This is a genomic window from Quyinboa ferrireducens (genome assembly GCF_042436675.1).
In the GTDB taxonomy this organism is placed as follows: Bacteria; Bacteroidota; Bacteroidia; order Bacteroidales; family UBA5342; genus JBHJHP01.
This window is the reverse complement of record NZ_JBHMVA010000001.1, coordinates 72,945-96,766: the sequence shown is the minus strand read 5'-3', so window position 1 is coordinate 96,766 and position 23,822 is coordinate 72,945. Positions and strand designations below refer to the sequence as shown.

The following is a 23,822-nucleotide window of genomic DNA, read 5'->3' as shown; positions in this document are numbered from 1 at the left end:
GAATCTTTTAAGAGGGTTGGAAAAGAATACAGACTTATAATTGTACAAAAAATGGGCTGTTATTTAATTATGATGTATCCGGAATTGAGACAAAAAAAGCTGTCTCAAAATTAATTTTGGAACAGCCTTTTCATGTGTATTATTTCTTCGTCTTTGTAAGCAAGAATACTTTTTCTATTTCACAATCACTTTTTTCACTTGTTGTATTTTATCGGATCTCACGGCAACAAAATATATGCCTTCGGGCATCTTATGAGTAAAGGTAGTAGCAAGTTCATGCGTACGCAACCTCACTGCGCCGGAAATATCATAGATGATTACATCAGAACCCGGAATGATATTTTCGATATGTAGATTCCTGTTTTCAGAATATACCCACATATCTGATTTATGGTCTGCCTTTAAATCCGTTACAGGAGTGGTCTGATCAAGCTGTTCAACTTCACCTGAAGACAGAAGTAACCAGCGTTGTGTCGTCGATGTGTTAGCAATATTGAACCCACTTGTAGAAGTTACTTCGGTGGCAACGGCGGTCAGACAGGCAGGAGAACTTTTAGCTTCGGGATGAATAATCCAGTAACCTTTTTTTGTAAGGTCACCAACTTTTGTTTCCACGCGTGCTTCCATCAGTTGAAAATAATCGGCGCTATAGGGTTGTGATCTTGAAACGGTTGATATACCGTTTGAACCTGTAGACCGGTACGTAAAATACCTGCCGGTAGCCACATTCTTAATGGTATAGTAGCAGTTAACAGGATTAAAGGTGAAAGTCCATGCTGCACTGTCGTTTACTAAAGCCTGACCGGCTGTCATGACACGATTTACCAGATTTCCGGATCCTTCCAGTACCACAAATGCATCGTCCCTTCCGGTCTGAGCATTTTCGCTCTTAAGATAATACTTAATGGTGTCCTCTGTGTCCAGTGTATAAGCAGGTAAACTGAAGCCACTGGTCGGGATCAGACCGTCTTCACAAAGAGCCTGTATTAACAACGAGTTTGCAGTGTATAACAATTCAGAACCGTCATCTTCCTGTGCACCGTTAATCCCGTAATTCAGCGGTGAAGCAAAACCAGTAGACCACATATGGACTGCATCGCCCGTAACAGTGCCTGCATTACTGTTTTCCAGGAAACGGACTACATTATTGGCCCGGTCGCCAAGCCATAAACCTCTTGATCCATTTGATCTCAATACAGAATTAGGTCCATACCACATCCAATGTGTGCCCACACCCATGGCATGTTCCATTTCGTGTAAAACCGTACCGGTACGCTGATAAGCTGAATTGGGACCAATTCTCATTGATCCACCGTAACTGCAGTCTGCCGTTGGAGTGCCTGAACCATAAGAACAGGTAATATGTAAACCCTTGATGCTTGTCAGATTATTCCGGTAGTCGGTGGCTTCTTCAAGCGCAGCAGCAATACGGGCATCTGCATCATCCGGACCGCCGTAATTGTACCAGTATGTTGCGGTACCTTTAGGGATGGTTATCACTTTAAGCACATCTCCGTAGCCCACTGCATAGTCTTTGGTCATGGCGTAAGCACGAACATAATACACGGTAGATGGTGTGAGATTTTCCATTTTGTAGATATAACCGTTGTGTGAAAAGTAGCTGTTAGTACGGTTGTCCAGTACTGTAGGGTTTGGACTGGTACTCCAGCAGAAACCGTGTTCCAGCAAGCCAGAAACAGCAAAACCTGCAATGGTGCTTCGGCCAAAAGCTTTTGTTGCACCGCGGAGACACATCGGATTAGTTACTACAACAGGAGCAGGCCCTGTAGCATTGGCCAAACGATACACAAGGGTTGCTCTGTCCATATCCTTAGCTGCAGTTTCTATCTGTGTCAGTGAAGCATTGAGATCGTTAACAATAGCTGTCGCAGCATTAATGGCTGTTTGCAATGCAGTTGCTTCATTTCCACTTCCATCGCCATAAAGCGTTGTAGCCAGATCAATCACATTTTGCAAATTGTTATAAGCTGTGATTGATGTTTTTGCCCCGGCTGAACTACTTTGTATGTTTAAAATAATATTCGACAAGGAATCCTTTGTTATATTCTGATCCGCGATGGCCTGTTCCGACAGGTTCACTGATGCAACAAGTTCGGCTCGCACGTTGTCCTGCATCTTTGAACCTAATAATACATTTGCTGTATCAACCAGTATTTGTAAATAGGATTTAATCGCATCAACATCGTATCCCTTGTATAACAAACGGAAATTATCGCAGGTTACCCAGTTTCCTGTGGCGTTTACCGTTTTATAACCGATTGTAACCTGATTATCAAATACGAAGAAACTTACAGAACGAAGTTTTATCGTATCTGCTGCCATAGCATAATCTCCGGCGAAAAGTGACGCACCTGTTTGAGCATTGCCGACGTTCGTTGAACTTCCGGATCCGGTTTGTTGAATATTCCCACAGATGGCAGTCATCGTGTAATGACCATTTGGAATATCGTTTAATTGTTGCTGAACAGACACATCAGGTACCCTAGTGCCCCTATTTACCCATTTTTCGGCGTATAAAGAACCATCTTTCCCGGGAAAGACAGTGTTGGATTGTGTGGCGAAACCGTCATTTGTCCATCCGGTAAACCCGGACTCGAAGCTCGGGTTGGTGATGATACTTGTCATGTCCAATGGTTCTGATGAACCTGCATTTGCCAGTTTAAAGTTAAACATGGCATCTTTCAGATTTGAAATGGCAAGCCGTACTTCAATAGCGGAAGTACTGGTCAGCAAACCCTCAGCAGATGTAATGGCATCCTGCAGGTCCTGTGCTCCCGCTGATGATGCATCGTATAAATCCTGTGCCTGTTGAATGGTGGATTGCAGCCCTGCACTATCCGGTATTTCATATGCCTCGTGAAGCGCAAAATTATCAAACCCAAATCTGTTGTTCAACCAGCGAAAACGCGCCACGATGTTGTTGTATGGGAATGTGTTGGTAAACCCTACCGCATTTTTTGTCCATACCCCACCGCCATTCACTGTTGTGGTGTCAATAAGAATTGAAGGTTCCGCATTGCTGGTTGGATCATTTGTCAGTGATACTTTCAGCCACACTTCGGGGACTGCAGCAGTTGAGGCATTCAGGTATTTTACATTATAGGAAAAATAATAGGTCTTATCCGGTTCAATGCTCCATCCTGTACCGATGGAACCGGCAGATGCAGAACTGGAATTTGTTGTTCCGACAAGAAATTTAGAGTTGTCGATGCCACCGGGTTCTGTCAGTGAAAAATAAGCCGAAGAGAGCTGTGCTGTGGAAGGAGTAGCGTCTGTCCATCCGGTAAATCCATCCTCAAAACCCGGATTGGAAATCAGGTTCTGGCTCAATAGTACAAATTTTGTGTTGCCAACTGAAACTGTGTCGCCTTGATGCTGTGCCTGTATATGCAATATGAATGATGCAAATACAAGAAATATCATTATAATTCGGTTCATATAAAATATTTTCGCGTTAGATTTCTTGCTAATTACCAAATTAGATAACGTAGTACGTTAAGTATACAAACAAACAATTTTTCATTGCAATAAAGTGTAACATATAGCACTTATTCTGTCATTTTTTTTCAAAAAAGTTGATAATAAGAGCATACAAAAATGTCAGCTACAATACTTTCAAACCGTATACCAGATATCTTTTATCCGGTATTTTCCTCCGAAAGATTTTTGTATAACCGTACGAATGCAAGGTGTTTTCATTTACATTGAAACAGCACACCTGTTTTTTCATTTACTTTTCCATTTCATAGAACATGTCAATAATGGAACTTTTCTCAAAAGGGAATGCTTATCTTTATCATTTTGCCCGGGACTGTTTCTGTGTCAGGGTATAAAAGTATTTTGAAGTTAAAAAATATCATATGAATTACACAGGCTTTATATTAAAGACATTTATACTCATGTTGACTGTCATTATTCCTGATCAGGGGATATTTGCTCAGGGTAGATTCACCATGACTGTTTCTGCTAATGAGTTGCCTGAATTAGAGGAGATGCCGGATCCACTGACCATGAATGACGGAACAAAGGTTACAACTGCAGAACAATGGCAGATCCGTCGTCAGGAGATGATACGTATTCTTGAAGACTATGAATACGGACATATGCCTCCGGCTCCGGGGAATGTAAAAGCTACAACTATTTCGAGTGAATCCGGTATTCCTGTAAATAAAGACAGCATGCTTACTGCAAATTATAGAAAGCAACACCTGACATTCGGACCCAATGTTGTATGTGGTTTTGATCTGGGCATATTCACTCCTGTTGGTGAAGTACCTGAAACGGGATATCCGGTATTTGTTACGCTTGGTTTTAATGCAGAGCGTTCAGGTGTCTATTTCGCAGGGGAGCCTCTGAAACGAGGCTATGCAGTGGTTACAATACCTTATAATCAGCTTGGTGCTGACGCTCCGAATTGGAATGAGACCGCATTTTTCCCACATTATCCGGAATATGACTGGAGAGATTTCTCGGCATGGGCATGGGGCATATCGCGTGTAGTGGATTACCTGGAGAAAGACTCTTTGATTGATGAGGATAAAATAATCGTTTCCGGTGTATCACGACTAGGACAGGCTGCATTGCTTGCAGGTGCAATGGATGAACGAATTGCAGTGACAGCACCTGTTGCAGGTGGTATGGCATGGCGTTTTTCAGGCAAAGAAATGGGAAATGGCCTGGGGCAGGGCATTACTGAGGTTGTTGATCAGAATACCTACTGGTTTGGTCCGAATTTTGAGAAATTCAGAAATCTGACGACACACCTTCCCTGTGATCAGCACTGGCTTCCTGCATTAACGGCTCCGCGGCTTTTTATACTGTGTAATGCGTTTAACGATGAGTACGGAAGGGCCTATGCTGCATTTCAGACTGTACAGAGTGCTCAACCAGTATATGAATTTCTTGGGGTTAAGGATAATCTTGGGATGCATTTTCGCGAGGGTGGCCATGGCATGACCATGGAAGACTGGAATGCAATTCTGGATTTTGCAGATCAGAACCTACTCCATAAACCGGGAAAACGTGTATTTAACCGGATACCATCAGCAGAGAAATTACCTTAATTTGGAACAGAGATTTTAAATAGGCTAAGTTCTGGAATTCTGTATTATAAAAGGTATACTTAAGGTTTCCTGGTTTCGTAATTTTGTAAATTTATCGATCGGGTTTTAAGTATTTTGCATTGTTGAAAACGGCAGGTATCGTGTGGTAATATGTGTGCAATCACATTTATGTTTTAAACAAAAAAGCCTAACTATTAAATAGTTAAGCTTTTTGTCTGTTGTCCCACAAGGACTCGAACCTTGACTGACGGTACCAAAAACCGGAGTGCTACCATTACACCATGGGACAATCCTGAGCTCATTTCGTTTGAGCGCTGCAAATATAGAACACTTTTCAAAAATGCCAAAGCAGAAAATATAATATTTCATATTATAGTTACAGGTGACGCGTGACATGTTGCGAAGAAAGAATTTTATTGTTCGTTTCTCACTTTAAATTGTTCATTACATTGGTCACCTGTAACCCAGTCGCCCGTCACCTTGAGACCTGTCACTTTTTTAGAATAATTACATATTAGTATGTTTTTGGCTAAAAAATGAAACCCTGTTGAAATATCTGTTTCAAACCTGTTTCAAAATAATATATTTGCATAAGGAAATTTTGTAAACAAACACAATGAATTATTCCATTTACGATGTCCTGACGCTCATCGGGTCGCTTGGCCTTTTCCTGTTTGGAATGAAGATGATGAGTGAAGGTTTACAGAAAGTTGCAGGTGAGAAAATGCGGGCCATTTTAAGTGCCATGACTACCAACCGTTTTACCGGAATTCTCACCGGCGTTTTAATTACTGCGCTTATCCAGTCTTCGTCGGCCACCACGGTGATGGTGGTTAGTTTTGTCAATGCAGGTTTGCTGTCGTTGATCCAATCTATCGGAGTAATTATGGGTGCCAATATCGGAACCACGGTTACCGCATGGATCATTTCCATCCTGGGCTTTAAGGTCAAAATGAGTGCCCTTTCACTGCCTTTAATTGGATTAGGTTTACCGTTTATCTTTTCAAAAATTGGAAAACGCAGGTTCTGGGGCGAATTTATCATTGGTTTTGCCCTGTTGTTTATGGGACTTGAATTCCTTAAGGATTCTGTACCCGATATCAAACAAAATCCTGAAATACTGAGTTTTCTTTCCAACTATACACATCTTGGCTTTGGTTCGGTTTTAATCTTCCTGTTCATCGGAACGCTGCTGACCATTGTTATTCAGTCCTCCAGTGCCACCATGGCGCTTACGCTGGTGATGTGTAACAATGGGTGGATTTCATTCGATCTGGCAGCGGCTATGGTTCTGGGAGAGAACATTGGAACAACAATCACCGCCAATCTGGCTGCGGCTGTAGCCAATTCCACGGCAAAGAAAGCCGCCCGGGCGCATCTCATTTTCAATATATTCGGTGTCGTCTGGATGTTGATCATGTTCCGGTTGTTTCTGCATGGCATCGATTACCTGGTATCGGATGTTATCGGACTAGACTCACCTTACCAGGTGGCAACGGCTATTCCTATAGCCTTGTCGTTGTTCCATACATCATTTAATGTAATCAATGTGCTGGTGATGTTCTGGTTGGTTCCCGTTATTGTAAAAACAGTCAACTGGATGGTCAAACAGAAGGATTCAGACGAGGAATTCAGGCTGAAGTATATTGCAACGGGACTGCTGTCAACATCCGAACTGTCTTTGGTTCAGGCTAAAAGCGAGATAACACTCTATGCCGAACGTGTACATAAAATGTTTAAGATTGTGCGCAAGCTGTACGATATAAAAGATGAACGCGATTTCAGCAAGCAATACAGCCGCATTGAGAAGTATGAAACGATTTGTGATAACCTTGAAGTTGAAATTGCCACTTATCTGACTCAGGTTTCCGAAGGAAAAATGACCCAGGCCAGCACCATTAAGTTGCGCTCCATGATGCGCATTATCAGCGATATTGAAAGTATTGCCGATTCAAACTTTAATCTGGCTAAAACTGTTTTGAGGAAAAAGGAGGGTAAGGTTAAATTTGATGAAGACATTGAAAAGGAAATCTTCATGATGTTTGATCTGGTTGAGAAGGCGTTGAAAAAGATGGAGGAAAATCTTGCCGTTACTGATTCAAAGGATATCAATATAAATGACGCGCTTAACATTGAACACGAAATCAATAACTACAGGGACCAGTTAAAGATTCAGCATCTTGAATACATCAAGACCAAACGCTATAAGTACAAAGCGGGTGTAATCTTTATGGATCTGGTTACGGGAAGCGAGAAAATGGGTGATTCCATCATCAATGTGTCTGAAGCACTGGTAGATAAAAAATAGTTCTACCAGGGTTCTTCAGGAATCACAAAGATGCAAATGATGTAGGCAATAAGTCCTCCGCCCCACAGAGAGAGGACAACCCACAGAATTCGCATAATTACCGGGTCTACATTAAAGTATTCACCCAATCCGCCGCAAATGCCGGCTATCATCCTGTCGTTACGACTTCGGTATAATTTTTTAGTATTCATCTTTGCTGTTTTACAACAAATATACTGTCGGTCCGGCTCGATGTCCAGAAAGAATAGATGAAATGAGGAATTTTGTCGGTTAAGTTATGGAATCAGGCTTTGCGAAGTTCGAGCAGCGTAATTTCAGGAGGCATACCGATGCGCATCGGTATCCCGATAAAGCCGAGCCCCCGGTTCACATATAAATGGCGGTCGCCTTTGGTATAAAGTCCATCCCAGTACCGGTATTTCCATTTGGCCGGACTCCATTTAAGATTTTTATAGCTGATTCCCATTTGCATGCCATGGGTATGACCTGCGAGGGTTAGTTCTACATTTGAATCCGGTAATATCTCGGCTTCCCAATGATCCGGGTCATGCGACATTAATATTGTAAAATTATCTTTCGATATGCCTTTCAGTGTCTTTGTCAGGTCGCCATATTGTGGAAACGGAGGTAAACCCCAGTTTTCGTTACCGGCCAGCTTAATGGTCTGATTGTTTAATACCAGGTCTACATTCTGATTCCTCAGTAGTGTGAACCCAAACCGTTTATGAGCCTGGACGATTTCATCGAAGTTGCGTTTTTTTGCTTCTTTGGATTTCCAGCGGCTGTAATTCCCGTAGTCATGATTCCCCAGTATAGAGTATTTGCCGTATTTAGCTTTGAGCTTATTAAATACAGGAGCCCAGCCAATGGTTTCATCACTGAAGTTATTGACGAGATCACCGGTAAAGAGAATCAAATCAGGATTCTCGTCATTGATCATATTAATAATTGGATACAACCGATGATACTCCTTGTTATAATTGCCCAGATGAATATCCGATATCTGAATAATTTTGTAACCATCGAAGGCATCCGGCAGGTTTTTAAATTTAATGGGAGCATGCTTTACATAATAGTTGAAACGGCCTTTAGCCATTCCATACAGCATGGAAGCAAAGGGTATTGCAGCCATCAGCAGACCTGCTTTGCCTAAAAATTCCGAACGTGTAATCTTGTCTCCTTTACGGGGACGGCGCTCACTTTTAAGGTTTACAACAAACTGCCGGATCAAATTATAGATTGTATTCAGAAAGATGAAAAAAAGGTAGATCAGTTTTGGTACATATATCAGTAGGAACATCCCTATAATCCACATAAAATGGTAATAATAGTTCCCCGTGTCAGCCTGTTTTAACAATGAAAAATAATAGACAAAGATTACAGAGAAAACTACAGGAATAATCCAGTAGACGGTAAAAAAAGATAGTTTAATGAGTTTTTGCTTCCGGGTCATCCAGCGGTTGATGTACTTATAGATTAGTCCGTCAACAATGAATAATAAAGCAATAATTACAAATAAAAACCAAAAATCAGCCCTCATTCCCTTTTCTGAATTTGGAGGGCAAAAGTAATATAATTCTTTTACTAAGGTGTTTCAAATTAAATAATTAACAAAAATTTCCTGTTGTTAAGATTTTGAATGTTGTGGTAGTGCAACCCGAAATCGTACTGCCATGATAACATTCTTAAATATCCTTTTTAAAACACCGCTTCCTTTTATGTTGAATATGATCGAATGATTTCCACATCTGTATGGCTACAAAATTATTCTCGAGCATAGCTGTTGTCTCAACATATTTAATTCCTGCTTTATTGGCTGTCTTCCATAAATCATTCATCATTAGTGCTGCCACGCCCCGTTTTTGAAACTCCGGTACTACTCCGGTCAGCATCAGGTCCATTTCATCCGGATGTTTGAATGCCTGCATGATATGATACCACCCAAACGGGAACAGCTTTCCTCCGGCTTTTTGCATCGCTTTTGATAATGACGGCAATGCAATCAGGAACCCGATCATTTTATCATTCTCATCTACCACAAGTTTTACATATTGCGGTAAAAGAATGGGATAATATTTGTCGATGTAAAAATTGATGACCTTTTCGGGTAACTCATATGTTCCGAACAATTCTGTAAATGCCTTATTAAACAACTGAAAAATCTGTTCCTTATAAGGATCAAGTTCTTTTTTCGATTCAAATTCAAGGCTTCTTAGCTTGAACCGGTCACGTAACAAATCGGCCACGCGAAATGATTTTTCAGGCAGGGCTTCAGGGAAGGTGATCCTGAATTCCAGCCAGTCTATTTCCTTTTCAAAGCCTAATCTGTCGTAATGCTTTTTGTAATAAGCAAAGTGGTAATCCGATGCTACAGCAGGCAGCCATTCGTGGCCTTCAATGAGTAGGCCCTGGTGATCCAAATTTGAAAATCCTAGCGGACCCATCAGGGTTTGCATGCCTTGCGATTTTGCCCATTCTGTAAAGGTTTCAAATAATTTATCTGCCACTTCTTCGTCGTCAATAAATTCAGGCCGTGTGAACCGTGCTATTTTTTCACCGGTCTTTTCATTGCGGGCCGGAATAATTATTCCTCCAATGCGGCCAACCGCTTTGTTGTCGCGATAGGCAACCCAGAATTTTGAAACAGCGAATTCCATGGCAGGATTTGTTTCGGGCGAAAGTGCTTTATCCTCGTCTTTTTTCATGGGTGGAACCCAGTACGGATCGTTCTTGTATAATTTGTACTGAAAATTTACAAAATCCTTAATCAGTTTGGTTGAGTTTACCTCTTTAATTATGACTGCCATGATGAATTGTATTTTAAGCTGTGAAAATAATAATTTTTAACGCTTCCAGGAAAATTCATTTCATATATCATATCATTCAGGCTATAATTCCGGTCTTTTTAAAAAAAACCGTATATTCGGGAGTTTTAAATCTAATCACGAAATCGTAAGTTTAATAATATGGAAAAGGTAGTTTTAGGAATAGATATTGGTGGAACCAATACTGAAATAGGTTTTGTTACGGAAAAAGGAGAAGTGGTTGCCACAGCTCATACACCCACGTTAACCAATACGGATTTCAAACATTATTTTAATGCGCTGGTTAAGGCTATTCGAAGGGCAGAGCAGTCTCTTAAGGGAAATTACAAAATTGCTGGTGCCGGAATTGGTGCTCCGAACGGAAACTACCTGAATGGTTGTATTGAGAATGCCGTAAATCTGGGCTGGGGAGATAAAGTTCCCATCATCGATATGTTAAAGGAAGAATTTGGTTATGACGTATGTGTGCTTTCTAACGATGCCAATGCAGCTGCTGTTGGTGAAATGATTTTTGGTGGAGCCAGGGATTTTAAAAACTTCATTATGTTAACCCTCGGAACCGGACTTGGAAGCGGAATTATTATAAACGGACAGTTGGTGGTTGGAACCGATGGCAATGCAGGTGAACTGGGCCATTTAACGGTTGTGCCGGGTGGCCGTGAATGTGGTTGCGGTCATCTTGGGTGTCTGGAAAATTATTGCTCAGCTACGGGCATGGTAAGAACAGCGCTTGAGTTTATGGCGTATAACAAAGTGCCTAGTGTTTTGCGAGATTTCAAAGCGTCGGAGCTGACATCCAAAGATATTTTTGATGCTGCACAGGCAGGGGATTCTATCGCGTTGGATACATTTCAGTATACCGGTGAAATTTTGGGTGCAGCCATTAACGATATGATTACTTTCTCAAGTCCTGAAGCCATTGTCCTTTTTGGCGGACCAACAAAAGCAGGTGATTTTATCCTTAACCCAACTATAGAATCCATGAAGGCCAACAAGCGCAAGTTTATGAAAAACGACGTAAAAGTTTTGATTTCCGAACTTGACGGAGCACAGGCTGCCGTGTTGGGCGCTGCAGCCATGGCCTGGAACGATATTCAGTAAGGCAAGTCATGAGTGCCCGGTCTCTGATTCTCACAATCCTGTTGTTGGTGCCCTTGATTGTACCGGCTCAGGATGATGTGTTCATAACCGAGGAGGACGATCTGCCATACTACGGATTCTTTGTTCCGATCAATGTTGTTGCCAACCGTAATGAATCCCCGTTGAAGGGAGGGGCTGGTTTTGGATTTATGTATGCATCGAATCCCTTACCCAATAAAGCAGTTTATATGGGAGGAGAGTTTTCGTACGTATTTATGGGAAGTGATAAAATCACGTATAACGAAGATGAATATCTCTCCAGTTCTGCGTCATTCTGGAACCTGAATTTATTGTTGCAATACAGAATTTTCAGGCATAATAAATTCGGGGTTTACCCGGAAATTTCTGCAGGTTTGCTCATGCCGGGTTTTTCATCTACGTATAATGTTTACGATTATCAACAGGATGACTATGTGGGTTCATTAGAGAAAATAAGGCTGTTTCTTACCCCAAATTCCGGTATTGGTCTTGGCGTCAGGCTGTTTGAATATGTTGATGTTAAATTCAGGTACAGCGTAAGTATGCCTGTTAAGCATTTTCACCCGTCCGATGTGTATGAGGTTGGCTCAAAAATTTTCTATCCTTATGTTAAGAAGCCCATCAACAGATTTGAAATAAATCTGGCGGTTATGGTTAATTAAGCTTATTATGACTGAATTTTACTAAATTTACAGGAGTCAAAACTGAATTGAATGGCTGCAAAAATTAAAAAGAAACATTTTGGATACTTGTACCGGGCTTTATTATTTATGGGTGCGGTGGCATATATTTTATATCTGTTCCCAAGGGAAGGTAAGTTTCGTTATGAATATCAGAAGGGCAGAACATGGCAACACAGTACGCTTTATGCCCCGTTTGATTTTCCGGTTATGAAGTCGCAGCGGGAACTGACGGCAGAAAAAGATACACTTTTAAAGAATCACCATCCCTACTATAAGGTTTCATTAAAGGAAACTGAAGATATTGAAAAGCAGATTGATAAGCGCTTCGATCTGGAATGGCAGCAGTATGACCTTCCGGAGAATAAGGAACAGTCGTATCTTGATGTAGTGAATAAACTTGTTGATGATACCTATTCGCAGGGTGTAATTTCATATTCCGATTTTAACCAGTTACAGATTGACGGACAGGAAGCCGTTGTGGTGATAGGAGAAGATTTTGCCAAAACAATATCAATTTTCGATCTGCAAACATCGAAAATGGCGTATGAAAAGATCATGAACGCTGTTGCAAAAATTGATTCTCTGCCACGATTTTCGGAGTTTGTTACCAGTCTGGATATGAACCAGTATCTGGCGTCGAATCTGGACTTCGATAAGGAACTGACCACAAAGTCAAGAGAAGAGCTGTTGGATAAAGTGTCTCTTAGCAGCGGATTGGTGAGGGCCGGTGATCCGATTGTGGATCGTGGTCAGCGCATTGATGACGAGGTTTTTAAGGTGTTGGAGTCTTTCAGAACGGCTTATGAAAGCAGACTTGGATCATCAGAAAAGCGGGATATTATTATTTTGGGTCAGGGAATTATTATTACGGTATTGCTGACAACCTTCTATACTTTTCTGTTTTTCTATCGTATTGATATATTCAATAATAATCGTGATATCACCTTTATTGTTTTCAATATCCTGATATTTATTACTATTACGGCATTGCTAAGGCGGTTTACATCTCTGTCGTTATATCTGATTCCGTTCGCTATTTTACCCGTTGTATTGCGTACGTTTTTTGACTCACGAACCGCGATCTTTGCAAATGTGATTACCATCCTGCTGGCCTCCTTCTTTGCCGGAAACAGCTTTGAATTTATATTGCTGGAGATAACAGTTGGTATGGCTGCGGCTTTCAGCCTGAAGGAGTTGTATAACCGTGGACAGTTGTTCCGTGCAAGCGTTATTGTATTTCTTTCCTACTGTTTGATCTATCTTGGACTTGCACTTGTGCAGGAAGGGAGTTTCAGCCAGTTGGTGCTGGAATATAAACACTTTTTGTATTTTGTGCTTAACGGACTACTAATGTTGTTTGCCTATCCGCTGATTTACATTTATGAAAAGGTGTTTGGCTATTTATCGGATGTGACGCTTATGGAACTATCCGATACCAATCATCCGCTGTTGAGGCGTCTTTCTGAAAAAGCACCTGGTACATTTCAGCATTCCATTATGGTGTCGAACCTGGCACAGGAAGCAGCCATAAGAATAGAAGCAAATCCGCTACTGGCACGCGTCGGAGCACTGTATCATGATATCGGTAAATCGGTTCAATCCGTATATTTTACCGAGAACCAAACAGGGCATATAAGTCCGCATAGCTCGCTGGAACCGGAAGAGAGTGCGAAGATTGTCATAGACCATGTAAAAGAAGGAGTGAAGCTGGCCAATAAATACGGATTGCCTAAAATGATCACAGATTTTATTTTAACACATCATGGCTTAGGTAAAACAAAGTTTTTCATGATCCAGGAAGCCAAGGCTCATCCTGATAAAGAAATTGACGAACACAAATACATGTATCCCGGACCGAATCCGTTCACAAAAGAAACGGCCATATTAATGATGGCTGATTCTGTAGAGGCGGCCAGCCGGTCTCTGGAAGAATATACTGATGAATCCATTAATAACCTGGTGGAAAAGATCGTTCAGAACCAGTTGGATGAAGGCTTTTTTAAATTTGCGCCTATTACCTTTCTGGAAATAGAAAAGGTAAAAGAGAGCTTTAAAGAAAAGCTAAAGAATATTTATCACACCCGTATTGCATATCCAAAGGAAGCACTGGAATCAAAAAAGGATAAACAGAATAAGACCAACAGTGCTGATGAGAAGTAAGGTTCTGTGGCTCGCGGTTCTGTCTTCTGTTTTGCTGACTGGTTTTGTGTTTGCTCAGTCAACTACCGTTGTTGCAGGCAGGGAAAGTTCACTTGCCGGAAGAAAACTAAAGCTCCAAAGCTTTAATCAGCAGATTTTTATTCATCCGGTCACGCTTGATACAACCACAGCAGACAGTACCGGTGCATTTCTTTTCAGGTTTAATATTTCAGGAGTGAGATCTGCTGAACTGAATCTGGGCTCCTTTACTTTACAATTTTTCGTTGATCCGGGCGATAGCTTATTTCTGCATTTACCTGAATATTCCCCATTAACACGGTCGCAGTTGTACGATCCTTATTTTAAACCCGATGTTTATCTGTATGTGCCTGACGGGGAAAAATCCGGTCCGTTGAATGAAAAAATTCTGACGTTTGAAACCTGGTATGATTCGGTTTATCAGGCTTCCATGAAATCGGTTGTGGTTTATCATAACGATTCGGTAGTGGCAGACACCTGGCTGAAAAATTTTGGATCAATGCCCAAACACAGTTTTATGGATCGTTACAAATGGTTTTCTTCTGCCTCGCTATACCGGATGGCTTATCCGTACGCAAAAGATAGTCTGATAAAATTGTATTTCAGAGGATCGGGACCTGATTTGTATAATCCGGCGTTCTGGAGTGCATTCAATGCCACGTTTAAATCTGCCATTATTGAAGAAGGGAACAATACCATATTTAAAAATATGGTGGATCCTGTATGGAAAGGCGATTACATTGGGCTGCGTCGGGCGATAAATTTATTTTACAGGTTAGAGGATGATGCAATGAGCGATTTGGTCACGCTGAAAGGTGTGTATGAGGTATGGTTCCTTTTCCCTGATCTGCATCCCATGCTGGAAAAACTGTTGAATAATGGATTAGGATATATTCAGGATTCCAAAATTAGAACGATGGCAACAGTTATGCTGCAGGAGTTGACTGCCTTGTTACCCGGAAAACCCGTGCCGGAATTCACTTTGCAAGATGTATACGGTGGTTCAGTTAACCTTTCCCGTCCCGGGAATTATGTTTTGTTGGGATTTGTAAGTCCCGAACTTTTACAGTGCCGTAAAGATTTTATGGTTCAGGATGAAAAGGCTGAACTTTTCGGTGACCATTTAACAATGGTTAATGTGGTTTTGTATCAACCGAAAAAGGACTTTCAGGAATTTATGAAATCTTACCAGGGCAAAATACGGTTTGTATATCCGGATCAAACCGAAAAACTGGTGACCGGTTTTAACGTAAAAGGCTTGCCGGTGTATTATCTTATAAGCCCTACAGGTACTATTATTGCTGTGCCACAGCACGGAGGATTAGTACAAATGTTCGAAAAACTTGAAACTTTGTATAAATAAGGGCACTCCTGATTTTTTTCATACTTTTTCCATCGACTGACCCATATATTTGTTACCGCACACAAGTCAGAAAAACGGGTGTTTTACAACTATGCCCGAATTTTTAAAATTTACAGATTAACATGGGAAAAGGATTTTATCACGTACCGGTTGCAAAAAATGAGCCTGTGATGAGTTATGCTCCGGGTTCGAAAGAGAGAGCAGCGATAAAAAAGAAATTGGCTGAAATGAAAGCAGTGATAGTGGATATACCAATGGTTATTGGGGGTAAAGCTGTTTACACTGAGGTAAAAAAAGACATTCGTCCGCCGCACGATCATAGCCGTCTTTTGGGACAATTTAATTACGGCGATCAGTCGCATGTAAAATTGGCTATTGAAGCTGCATTGGCAGCAAAAGAAAAGTGGGCTGCTCTGGAATGGCAGCACCGTGCCGCCATATTTTTGAAATGTGCAGATTTAATTGCAGGTCCTTACCGCGATAAAATCAATGCAGCTACCATGCTGGGACAGTCAAAAAATATTTTCCAGGCCGAGATAGATGCAGCCTGCGAAATGGCTGACTTTTTCAGATTTGGAGTCAAGGAAATGGTTAAAATGTATGATATGCAACCAGAGTCTTCTGCCGGTATCTGGAATTATAATGATTTTCGTCCGCTGGAAGGTTTTGTGTTTGCGCTCACACCATTTAACTTCACCTCAATAGCCGGGAACCTGCCTGCTGCGCCTGCCATGCTTGGCAATACAGTGGTTTGGAAACCATCGCGCACAGCGATTTACTCGGCTCATGTATTGATGGAAGTATTCATTGAAGCAGGTGTACCTGCCGGTGTCATAAATATGATTTTTACATCGGGACCTGAAACTGCTGAGGTGGTTTTTGAACATCCCGATTTTGCAGGAATCCACTTTACCGGATCAACGGGAGTTTTTCAGGGCATTTGGAATACCATTGGTAAGAACATTCATAAGTATAAAACATATCCACGTATCGTGGGTGAAACAGGTGGTAAGGACTTCATCTTTGCCGATCCTACAGCAAACCCACAGGCTGTGGTTACAGCGATGACCCGTGGTGCATTTGAATACCAGGGGCAGAAATGTTCTGCTGCATCCAGGGCTTACATTCCAAAATCGATGTGGAGTGAGGTTAAGGAAGGTGTAGGAAAAGATCTGGCTACCATTAAAATGGGTGACCCGGAAGATTTCTCAAACTTCGTGAATGCTGTCATTGATAAGGCATCTTTTAACAAACTTTCCGGCTATATCGGAGAAGCTAAAAAATCGGCTGATGCTGAGGTGGTGTTTGGTGGTGTATGCGATGATTCCAAAGGATATTTCATTCAGCCCACTATCATTGAGGCAAAGGTTCCGGATTACATCACGATGCAGGAGGAATTGTTCGGTCCTGTGCTAACCGTTTATGTTTACGATGATGAAAAAATGGAAGAAACACTGGACATCCTTAACAGTACTTCGATGTATGCACTGACAGGAGCTATTTTCTCTCAGGATCGTTATAACATCACACACATGGTGAAAAAGCTGGAGAATGCTGCAGGAAACTTCTATATCAACGATAAACCAACCGGTGCCGTAGTTGGACAACAACCATTTGGTGGTTCAAGAGGATCGGGTACAAATGATAAGGCAGGCTCTATTTTCAATATGCTGCGCTGGGTAAGCGTTCGCACTATCAAAGAAAATTTTGTGTCGCCCAAAGACTTCCGGTATCCTTTTATGGATGCGGAATAACCATACCAATATTTTTTTTACCATAAACAGGCGGCATTTTGTCGCCTGTTTTTTTATATGTTGAAAAAATCGTAAATTCGTTATGATTTTTTAAGATTAAAAATTATTCTTATTCTAAACTGCATTAAACCTTGAAAAACTTTTATTTATGCAAATTTTTGATAGAACAATCAAAGAAATTTTAAATAAAAATCTGGAAAAATTAGAAGATTTTTTTGAGTCTGATGTTATTTTTTATTTTGGAGAAATACATCCGTCTTATGAGAAATTATTCCGGGATTTTATTGAGATATTAAAGGAAGAAAAACCGGGGAAACAAAGATTAGCGATATTGTTAAATACTCCAGGGGGAAGTGCTGAGACTGTTGAGAAGATGGTTGAGATTATCAGACATCATTATAAAGAAGTATATTTTGTAGTACCAGATTATGCAATGTCGGCAGGAACAATTTTTTGTATGTCAGGAGACAAGATTTATATGGATTATTCTTCCTCTTTGGGACCAATAGATCCTCAGGTTTTTAATGGGACAACTTATGTTCCTGCGCTTGGCTATTTAGATAAAGTAAATGAATTATTGGAAAAAGCAAAGGCAGGAACATTAACGCAAGCTGAATTTTTAATTTTACAAAACCAAGATTTAGCAATGCTAAGAAGTTATGAGCAAGCTAGAGAATTAACAATAACATTATTAAAGAATTGGCTTGTTGAATATAAATTTAAAGATTGGTTAAAACATAGGACTGATCCTGAAAAAGTTGGTAATGATGTAACTATTGATGAGAAAAAACAAAGAGCTGAGGAGATAGCAGATAGGTTGGGAGATAATAAAATTTGGCATTCTCACGGTAGGATGATCAACATTAATACACTTAAAAGTGTTTTAAAATTAGAGGTCGAGGATTATTCAGAGAATAATGAACTAAGAAATTTGATTAGAAATTATAATGATTTATTGACTGAGTTTATTGCAAGAAATGGTTTTAAAGTCTTTTTGCATAGTAGAAAGTATTTTTAATATATTTGTGCCATGGGTGAGATAAGTGATAAGATTAAGGAAGTATCTGAAGAACAGAAACTGAAGTTTGAAGACGATTCAAAATATAAGGAATTTAAACAATTCTTCGATGAAATGAAAGATAAGGGGTTGCTTAATCCAAAACAATATTCGATTCCTCCATTAGATACAGTAGGGAAGAGATTATATAATTCTGATCATTAGTGATTTAAATTTGTAAATTATCCTTGTTAGAAAATAATAATTCTTAATTCAGTTTTAACTATAGTTGTCGAAATTGAAAACAATTATTTGATTTTTTACCGAAAGAAGTATTTTATTTTTGATTATATATTCTTCGATGTTTGGTATAATAATAGACTCTTTAATTATGTTTAAAGGTGTATAGAATTCTATGGCCCTTTAATTTCCTTGCCTTCTTACTTTTTTAGGTTAAATTTGGGTCTTTAAAACGTAAACATGTATTTCAAAGATATTGCCGGACAGACTGTCGTGAAACAACAATTACTGGATGCCTTTAAAAAACAGCGCATTCCCCATGCCATGTTGTTCAGTGGACCCGAAGGAAACGGGAAGCTTGGTCTGGCAATTGCTTTTGCCCGGTACATCGCCTGTAAGAACCGCACAGAAAACGATGCGTGCGGTACATGCCCGTCGTGTGTAAAATTCAATAAACTGGAACATCCGGACATGCACTTTGTGTTCCCGGTGGTTAAAAAGAAGGGTAAACAAGGTATATCTGACGAGTTTGTAGAAGAATGGAGGTCTTATATTATTGGATCACATTATGTGTCTATTAATGGCTGGATGCTGCAGATTGATGCCGAAAACAAGCAGCCCATTATTTACACTGAGGAAAGCGAGTCGATTGTTAAAAAGGCTAATACAAAATCCTACGAAGGTGGTTACAAGTTCATGATCATCTATTATCCTGAACGTATGCACCTGAGTTGTGCCAATAAGTTGCTGAAGCTGATAGAGGAGCCGCCGGACAAAACATTGTTTATTCTTGTAAGCGAAAATTCCGATCAGTTGCTGACGACAATTCTGTCGCGATGCCAGATTATCAATATCCCACGCATTGCAGATGAAGAACTGAAAACGGCTTTACTCGAATCCGAAGATATTGAGGATTCCGGGGCTGATGAGGTGGTTCGTCTGGCAGGAGGAAATTTTGTAAAAGCCAGGGAATTGATTTCTCAGTCGGAAGAAAACCGGGCTAATCTGGAATATTTTATCAGATTGATGCGTCAGGCTTATGGCCGTGATATTGTGTCGCTGAAACAGTGGACGGAAGAAATGGCATCTTCGGGAAGAGAGAATCAGAAAAACTTTCTGAACTTTACACAACGGCTCATCAGAGAGAATTTTATATTAAACCTGAGGCAGGAAGATTTGAATTACATGAGTGCAGAAGAACGTAATTTCTCGGTGAAGTTTTCGCCGTTTGTGAATGAACGTAATGTGATAAAAATTTATGAAGAGCTTGATCTGGCGCAACGGCATATTGAACAAAACGTACACGGGAAGATGGTTTTTTTTGACCTGTGTCTCAAAATGATCATGTTGCTTAAGTCCTAATTAAAAGCTACTTTTGCATATTTAATACTAAAATATTAGTGATGGAGGAACGAACTAACGGAGGGTTGGAAAACAATAACATAAATCCCAATATCAACATAAAATCCGATCAGCTACAAAGTTTCAGGCTTGATGCCCAGAAGCTGAGTGTACACGATTGGTTAAGTGATTTGCCTGAGGCTGTTCAGGCCAGTGATCTTGTAGAAGTTCAGTTTAAAAATACTCGAAAAGGCTATTTTCGCAATTCTGCCAAACTAAAGTTGACAATTGGCGATATTGTGGCAGTAGAATCGTCTCCCGGGCATGATATCGGAGTGATAACACTGATGGGCGAACTGGTGTTGCGCCAGATCCGTAAAAACAATATAGATACAAACCGGTATGAAATAAAACGCGTCTATCGGGTCGCCAAACCCAACGATCTTGAAAAGTGGGAAAAAGCCAGAGCAAGGGAACATAACACCATGATTCGCTCACGCCAGATTGCCAAAGATCTTGGATTGGATATGAAAATCGGTGACGTTGAATTTCAGGGCGATGGCAATAAAGCCATTTTCTACTACATTGCGGATGGGCGTGTGGATTTTCGCCAGTTGATAAAAGTGCTGGCGGAGGAGTTTAGGGTCAGAATAGAGATGAAGCAGATTGGCGCAAGACAGGAAGCAGGACGTATCGGAGGTATTGGTCCTTGTGGCAGAGAATTGTGCTGTTCATCATGGATGTCAAAATTTACATCGGTAAGTACAGCTGCTGCGCGTAATCAGGAGCTATCGTTGAATCCACAAAAACTTGCAGGTCAGTGTGGTAAACTGAAATGTTGCATGAATTATGAACTGGATAACTACCTGGAAGCCAGGAGTGAATTGCCGGATACCAACATCGCGCTTGAAACGAAAGATGGAAGGTATTTCCATCAGAAGACAGATGTTCACAAAGCATTGCTAACCTATCTGTCCAGCGGTTCTAAAGGACCTAATATGGTGACGATTTCTGCTGATCGCGTGAATGAGGTGATCCGAATGAATAAGAAAGGTAAAATGCCTGATAAACTGGAAGCCAAGGCAACGGTTGAGGCAGTACCTGAAGTTGGTTACGATAACGTGGTAGGGCAGGATGACCTGCACCGGTTTGATAATAAAGCCCGTAAAAAAAGGCGCAAACCAGGCAGAAATAAAAGGAATAACAGACAGAATGGTCAGAATAATAACCGGAACAACAATACTCAGAATTAGGAAACTGATTACGTTTGGTACGTTATCGTTATTACTGTATGCCTGCGATCCACACATGGTGTACGATACCTGGAACACCATTCCTGATAATTCATGGAATAAGGATAGTGTGACTGTTTTCAACCCCATCATACTAGATACGATAAATCCGGTAAATATTGTTATAGGTGTACGCAATACAAACGACTATCCATATAGTAATCTTTGGTTGTTTGTCACTACCAAAACGCCATCCGGAATGTCACTAAAGGATACCTTTGAAGTCGTTCTTGCTTCATCTTACGGGAAATGGTATGGCTCAGGATGGGGAAATACGTATACATCACTGCATTATTATCAGCGTAACGTTATTTTGAACGAAAGTGGGGAATATACTATTTCATTGCAGCACGGCATGCGCAAAGATAATCTGGAGGGCATTAATGCTGTCGGGCTCAGGATTGAAGAGGTACAATCTGAATAAAGTTTGTTGAAGCGTGGGAAAAGGAAAACTACAGAAGTTTGCTGATATGGAAACGTTCCCTCACGTTTTTCAGTACCCGTTTGGAGTGCTGAAGGAAAAGGGGTTTTCGTTAAAAGGGAAATGGAATAAGGGATTTTTCAAAAATACAAATCCTGTTGTATTAGAGCTGGGTTGCGGTAAAGGTGAATATACTGTAGGCCTTGGACGGTTGTTTCCTGAGAAAAACTTTATTGGAATTGATATTAAGGGAGCCCGTATGTGGAGCGGTGCACGGCAAAGTTTTCAGGAAGGCATGAGCAATGTAGCTTTTATAAGGACCAGTATTGAATTGCTTGATCATTTTTTTGAACCGGGCGAAGTAAGTGAGATTTGGCTCACGTTTCCGGATCCGCAAATGAAAAAGGTCAGAAAGCGTTTGACCGCCACAAATTTTATGGAACTTTACCGTAAGGTGATGAAGCCGGACGGATTGATCCATCTAAAAACCGACAGCAACTTTCAGTACCGGTACACCTGCGAGATGGTAAAAGAAAACGGATTTGAGGTATTGGAATCAACCGATGACCTGTATCACGAGGATTATACAGGTGAGGTTTTGTCCATTCGCACGCATTATGAACAGCAATGGCTGGAAAGAGGCCTGACCATAAAATATATCCGGTTCAGGATGCATGATAAATCACTGAGGGAGCCGGAGGTGGAAATTGAACACGATGCATACCGCAGTTACAATCGCAGCAAAAGAGGTATGAAAGAGGCAGGTGCATGAGCGATTTATATGATCAGATATACGATATTGTGCGTCAGATACCGCCAGGCAGGGTAACTTCATACGGTGCCATTGCCCGTTGTCTGGGAACCAAAAGTGGCGCGAGGATGGTTGGTTGGGCCATGAATGCAAGTCATAGTACTGAGAATTGGGTTCCTGCGCATCGTGTGGTGAACCGGAATGGAATGTTGAGCGGGAAGCATCATTTTGGCGGATCAACCGTTATGGAAGACCTTCTGAAAAGTGAAGGTATTGATGTGGTGAATGATCAGATTGTGGATTTCAGGAAACATTTCTGGGATCCTTTTGTTGAACTGGAAATAAAATAAACAGTTATGGATCAAATATATCCCAAATTAGTGACCGAGGCGTTAAGCCATGTAAAATATCCCGGAAACGGAAAAGACATTGTTTCTCTGGGAATGGTAGAGGACGACATCAGAATTGACGGACGAAAAGTTAGTTTTTCACTGATCTTTGAAAAGCCAAACGATCCGTTCCGTAAATCCCTTGTAAAGGCAGCTGAGACCGCCATTAAAACCTACATTGGATCAGATGTGGAGATTGAAGGGAATGTACATATTAAGGTGAAGGAACAGCCTAAAAAGAAAGAACGAAAAATATTACCGGAGGTAAAAAATATTATTGCCGTTGCTTCAGGGAAAGGTGGCGTGGGGAAATCTACCGTAGCTTCAAACCTGGCTGTAGCTCTGGCAAAGGCCGGATACAAGGTGGGCTTGTTTGACGCAGACTTATTCGGACCTTCGGCACCGAAAATGTTTGATGTGGAAAACGAAAAACCTGTGGCTATTGAGGTTGAAGGTAAAGAAGGAATTGCTCCCATTGAAAAGTATGGTGTCAGTATGTTATCTATCGGTTTTTTTGTTGATCCGAACAATGCCCTTGTTTGGCGTGGTGCCATGGCAACCGGTGCCATTAAACAGCTGATTGAAGAAGGTCACTGGGGCGAACTGGATTATTTTGTCGTTGACCTTCCTCCTGGAACAAGCGATATCCATTTGACGCTGGTTCAAACGGTGCCGATAACCGGAGCCGTAATTGTAAGTACTCCTCAGGAGGTTGCTTTGGCTGATGCCAGAAAGGGAATAAATATGTTTGAGAATAACAATATCAAAGTGCCTGTACTAGGACTGGTGGAAAATATGGCCTGGTTTACGCCGGAAGAATTGCCGGATAATAAGTATTATCTGTTTGGGAAAGAGGGGTGTAAAAAACTGGCTGAACAGATGAACGTTCCGTTACTGGCACAAATTCCTATTGTGCAAAGCATACGTGAAGGTGGCGACGAAGGGAGGCCTGTGGCACTGGATGAAACATCTATCATGGGTAAGGTTTTTGCTGATCTCGCAAAACGTGTGGTTGAAGAAACTGACCGGAGAAACCGCGAACTGGAACCCACAAAAAAAGTAGAACTTAACGATTAA

The 23,822-nt window shown here is 41.0% G+C and carries 19 protein-coding genes and 1 tRNA gene; 15 read left to right on the top strand and 5 right to left on the bottom strand.

Annotation, left to right across the window (positions count from 1 at the left end):
- Positions 1 to 174 precede the first annotated feature (174 nt).
- Positions 175 to 3,459, bottom strand: a complete 3,285-nt coding sequence (locus ACE01N_RS00420; RefSeq protein ID WP_380583694.1) for a T9SS type A sorting domain-containing protein — start codon at positions 3,457 to 3,459, stop codon at positions 175 to 177.
- Positions 3,460 to 3,881: 422 nt separating this feature from the next.
- Here ACE01N_RS00420 and ACE01N_RS00415 point away from each other — a divergent pair, with 422 nt between their 5' ends.
- Entirely contained in the window at positions 3,882 to 5,084 is a 1,203-nt protein-coding gene (locus ACE01N_RS00415; protein ID WP_380583692.1) for an alpha/beta hydrolase family protein, read from the top strand.
- Positions 5,085 to 5,302: 218 nt separating this feature from the next.
- Here ACE01N_RS00415 and ACE01N_RS00410 read toward each other — a convergent pair.
- Positions 5,303 to 5,373, bottom strand: a tRNA-Gln gene (locus tag ACE01N_RS00410).
- A 327-nt stretch (positions 5,374 to 5,700) separates the two neighbouring features.
- Between ACE01N_RS00410 and ACE01N_RS00405 the strand changes: the two genes are divergently transcribed.
- Positions 5,701 to 7,392, top strand: a complete 1,692-nt coding sequence (locus tag ACE01N_RS00405; RefSeq protein WP_380583690.1) for a Na/Pi cotransporter family protein — start codon at positions 5,701 to 5,703, stop codon at positions 7,390 to 7,392.
- Between the two features lie 2 nt (positions 7,393 to 7,394).
- Here ACE01N_RS00405 and ACE01N_RS00400 read toward each other — a convergent pair whose 3' ends face one another.
- The 3 genes from ACE01N_RS00400 to ACE01N_RS00390 form a co-directional block, all read right to left on the bottom strand.
- Entirely contained in the window at positions 7,395 to 7,583 is a 189-nt protein-coding gene (locus tag ACE01N_RS00400; protein WP_375729441.1) for a PspC domain-containing protein, read from the bottom strand.
- A gap of 92 nt (positions 7,584 to 7,675) precedes the next feature.
- Positions 7,676 to 8,932, bottom strand: coding sequence for a metallophosphoesterase (locus ACE01N_RS00395; RefSeq protein ID WP_380583688.1), 1,257 nt, complete (start codon positions 8,930 to 8,932; stop codon positions 7,676 to 7,678).
- A 145-nt stretch (positions 8,933 to 9,077) separates the two neighbouring features.
- Entirely contained in the window at positions 9,078 to 10,199 is a 1,122-nt protein-coding gene (locus ACE01N_RS00390; protein ID WP_380583686.1) for a GNAT family N-acetyltransferase, read from the bottom strand.
- Positions 10,200 to 10,358: 159 nt separating this feature from the next.
- Here ACE01N_RS00390 and ACE01N_RS00385 point away from each other — a divergent pair, with 159 nt between their 5' ends.
- The 13 genes from ACE01N_RS00385 to ACE01N_RS00325 all read left to right on the top strand — a co-directional run bounded on the left by ACE01N_RS00385 (position 10,359) and on the right by ACE01N_RS00325 (position 23,822).
- A complete protein-coding gene (locus ACE01N_RS00385; RefSeq protein ID WP_380583684.1) occupies positions 10,359 to 11,318 on the top strand; it encodes an ROK family protein in 960 nt (319 codons plus the stop codon).
- Between the two features lie 8 nt (positions 11,319 to 11,326).
- Positions 11,327 to 11,998 (top strand): hypothetical protein, encoded by a 672-nt coding sequence (locus ACE01N_RS00380; RefSeq protein ID WP_380583682.1) that lies wholly within the window; start codon positions 11,327 to 11,329, stop codon positions 11,996 to 11,998.
- Positions 11,999 to 12,049: 51 nt separating this feature from the next.
- Positions 12,050 to 14,179 carry an HD family phosphohydrolase gene (locus tag ACE01N_RS00375; protein WP_380583680.1) on the top strand — a complete coding sequence of 710 codons (2,130 nt, stop codon included), beginning with the start codon at positions 12,050 to 12,052 and terminating at the stop codon, positions 14,177 to 14,179.
- On the top strand, positions 14,169 to 15,560 hold the full coding sequence (locus ACE01N_RS00370; protein WP_380583678.1) for a TlpA family protein disulfide reductase: 1,392 nt from the start codon (positions 14,169 to 14,171) through the stop codon (positions 15,558 to 15,560). Before ACE01N_RS00375 ends, ACE01N_RS00370 begins: the two co-directional genes overlap by 11 nt.
- A gap of 122 nt (positions 15,561 to 15,682) precedes the next feature.
- Entirely contained in the window at positions 15,683 to 17,314 is a 1,632-nt protein-coding gene (gene pruA, locus ACE01N_RS00365; protein ID WP_380583676.1) for an L-glutamate gamma-semialdehyde dehydrogenase, read from the top strand.
- A 148-nt stretch (positions 17,315 to 17,462) separates the two neighbouring features.
- Positions 17,463 to 18,332 carry an SDH family Clp fold serine proteinase gene (locus ACE01N_RS00360; protein WP_380583674.1) on the top strand — a complete coding sequence of 290 codons (870 nt, stop codon included), beginning with the start codon at positions 17,463 to 17,465 and terminating at the stop codon, positions 18,330 to 18,332.
- Between the two features lie 12 nt (positions 18,333 to 18,344).
- Positions 18,345 to 18,536 carry a hypothetical protein gene (locus ACE01N_RS00355; protein WP_380583672.1) on the top strand — a complete coding sequence of 64 codons (192 nt, stop codon included), beginning with the start codon at positions 18,345 to 18,347 and terminating at the stop codon, positions 18,534 to 18,536.
- A gap of 255 nt (positions 18,537 to 18,791) precedes the next feature.
- Positions 18,792 to 19,913, top strand: coding sequence for a DNA polymerase III subunit delta' (gene holB / locus ACE01N_RS00350; protein WP_380583670.1), 1,122 nt, complete (start codon positions 18,792 to 18,794; stop codon positions 19,911 to 19,913).
- Between the two features lie 41 nt (positions 19,914 to 19,954).
- Entirely contained in the window at positions 19,955 to 21,145 is a 1,191-nt protein-coding gene (locus tag ACE01N_RS00345) for a PSP1 domain-containing protein (RefSeq protein WP_380583668.1), read from the top strand.
- Complete coding sequence (locus tag ACE01N_RS00340) at positions 21,105 to 21,608, top strand: gliding motility lipoprotein GldH (RefSeq protein ID WP_380583666.1); 504 nt, start codon at positions 21,105 to 21,107, stop codon at positions 21,606 to 21,608. The genes ACE01N_RS00345 and ACE01N_RS00340 overlap by 41 nt, the downstream gene beginning before the upstream one ends.
- A 13-nt stretch (positions 21,609 to 21,621) precedes the next feature.
- Positions 21,622 to 22,377: a tRNA (guanosine(46)-N7)-methyltransferase TrmB gene (gene trmB / locus ACE01N_RS00335; protein WP_380583664.1), complete on the top strand. Its 756-nt coding sequence runs from the start codon at positions 21,622 to 21,624 to the stop codon at positions 22,375 to 22,377.
- Positions 22,374 to 22,706: an MGMT family protein gene (locus ACE01N_RS00330; RefSeq protein WP_380583662.1), complete on the top strand. Its 333-nt coding sequence runs from the start codon at positions 22,374 to 22,376 to the stop codon at positions 22,704 to 22,706. Before trmB ends, ACE01N_RS00330 begins: the two co-directional genes overlap by 4 nt.
- 6 nt (positions 22,707 to 22,712) lie before the next feature.
- Positions 22,713 to 23,822, top strand: a complete 1,110-nt coding sequence (locus ACE01N_RS00325; RefSeq protein WP_380583660.1) for an Mrp/NBP35 family ATP-binding protein — start codon at positions 22,713 to 22,715, stop codon at positions 23,820 to 23,822.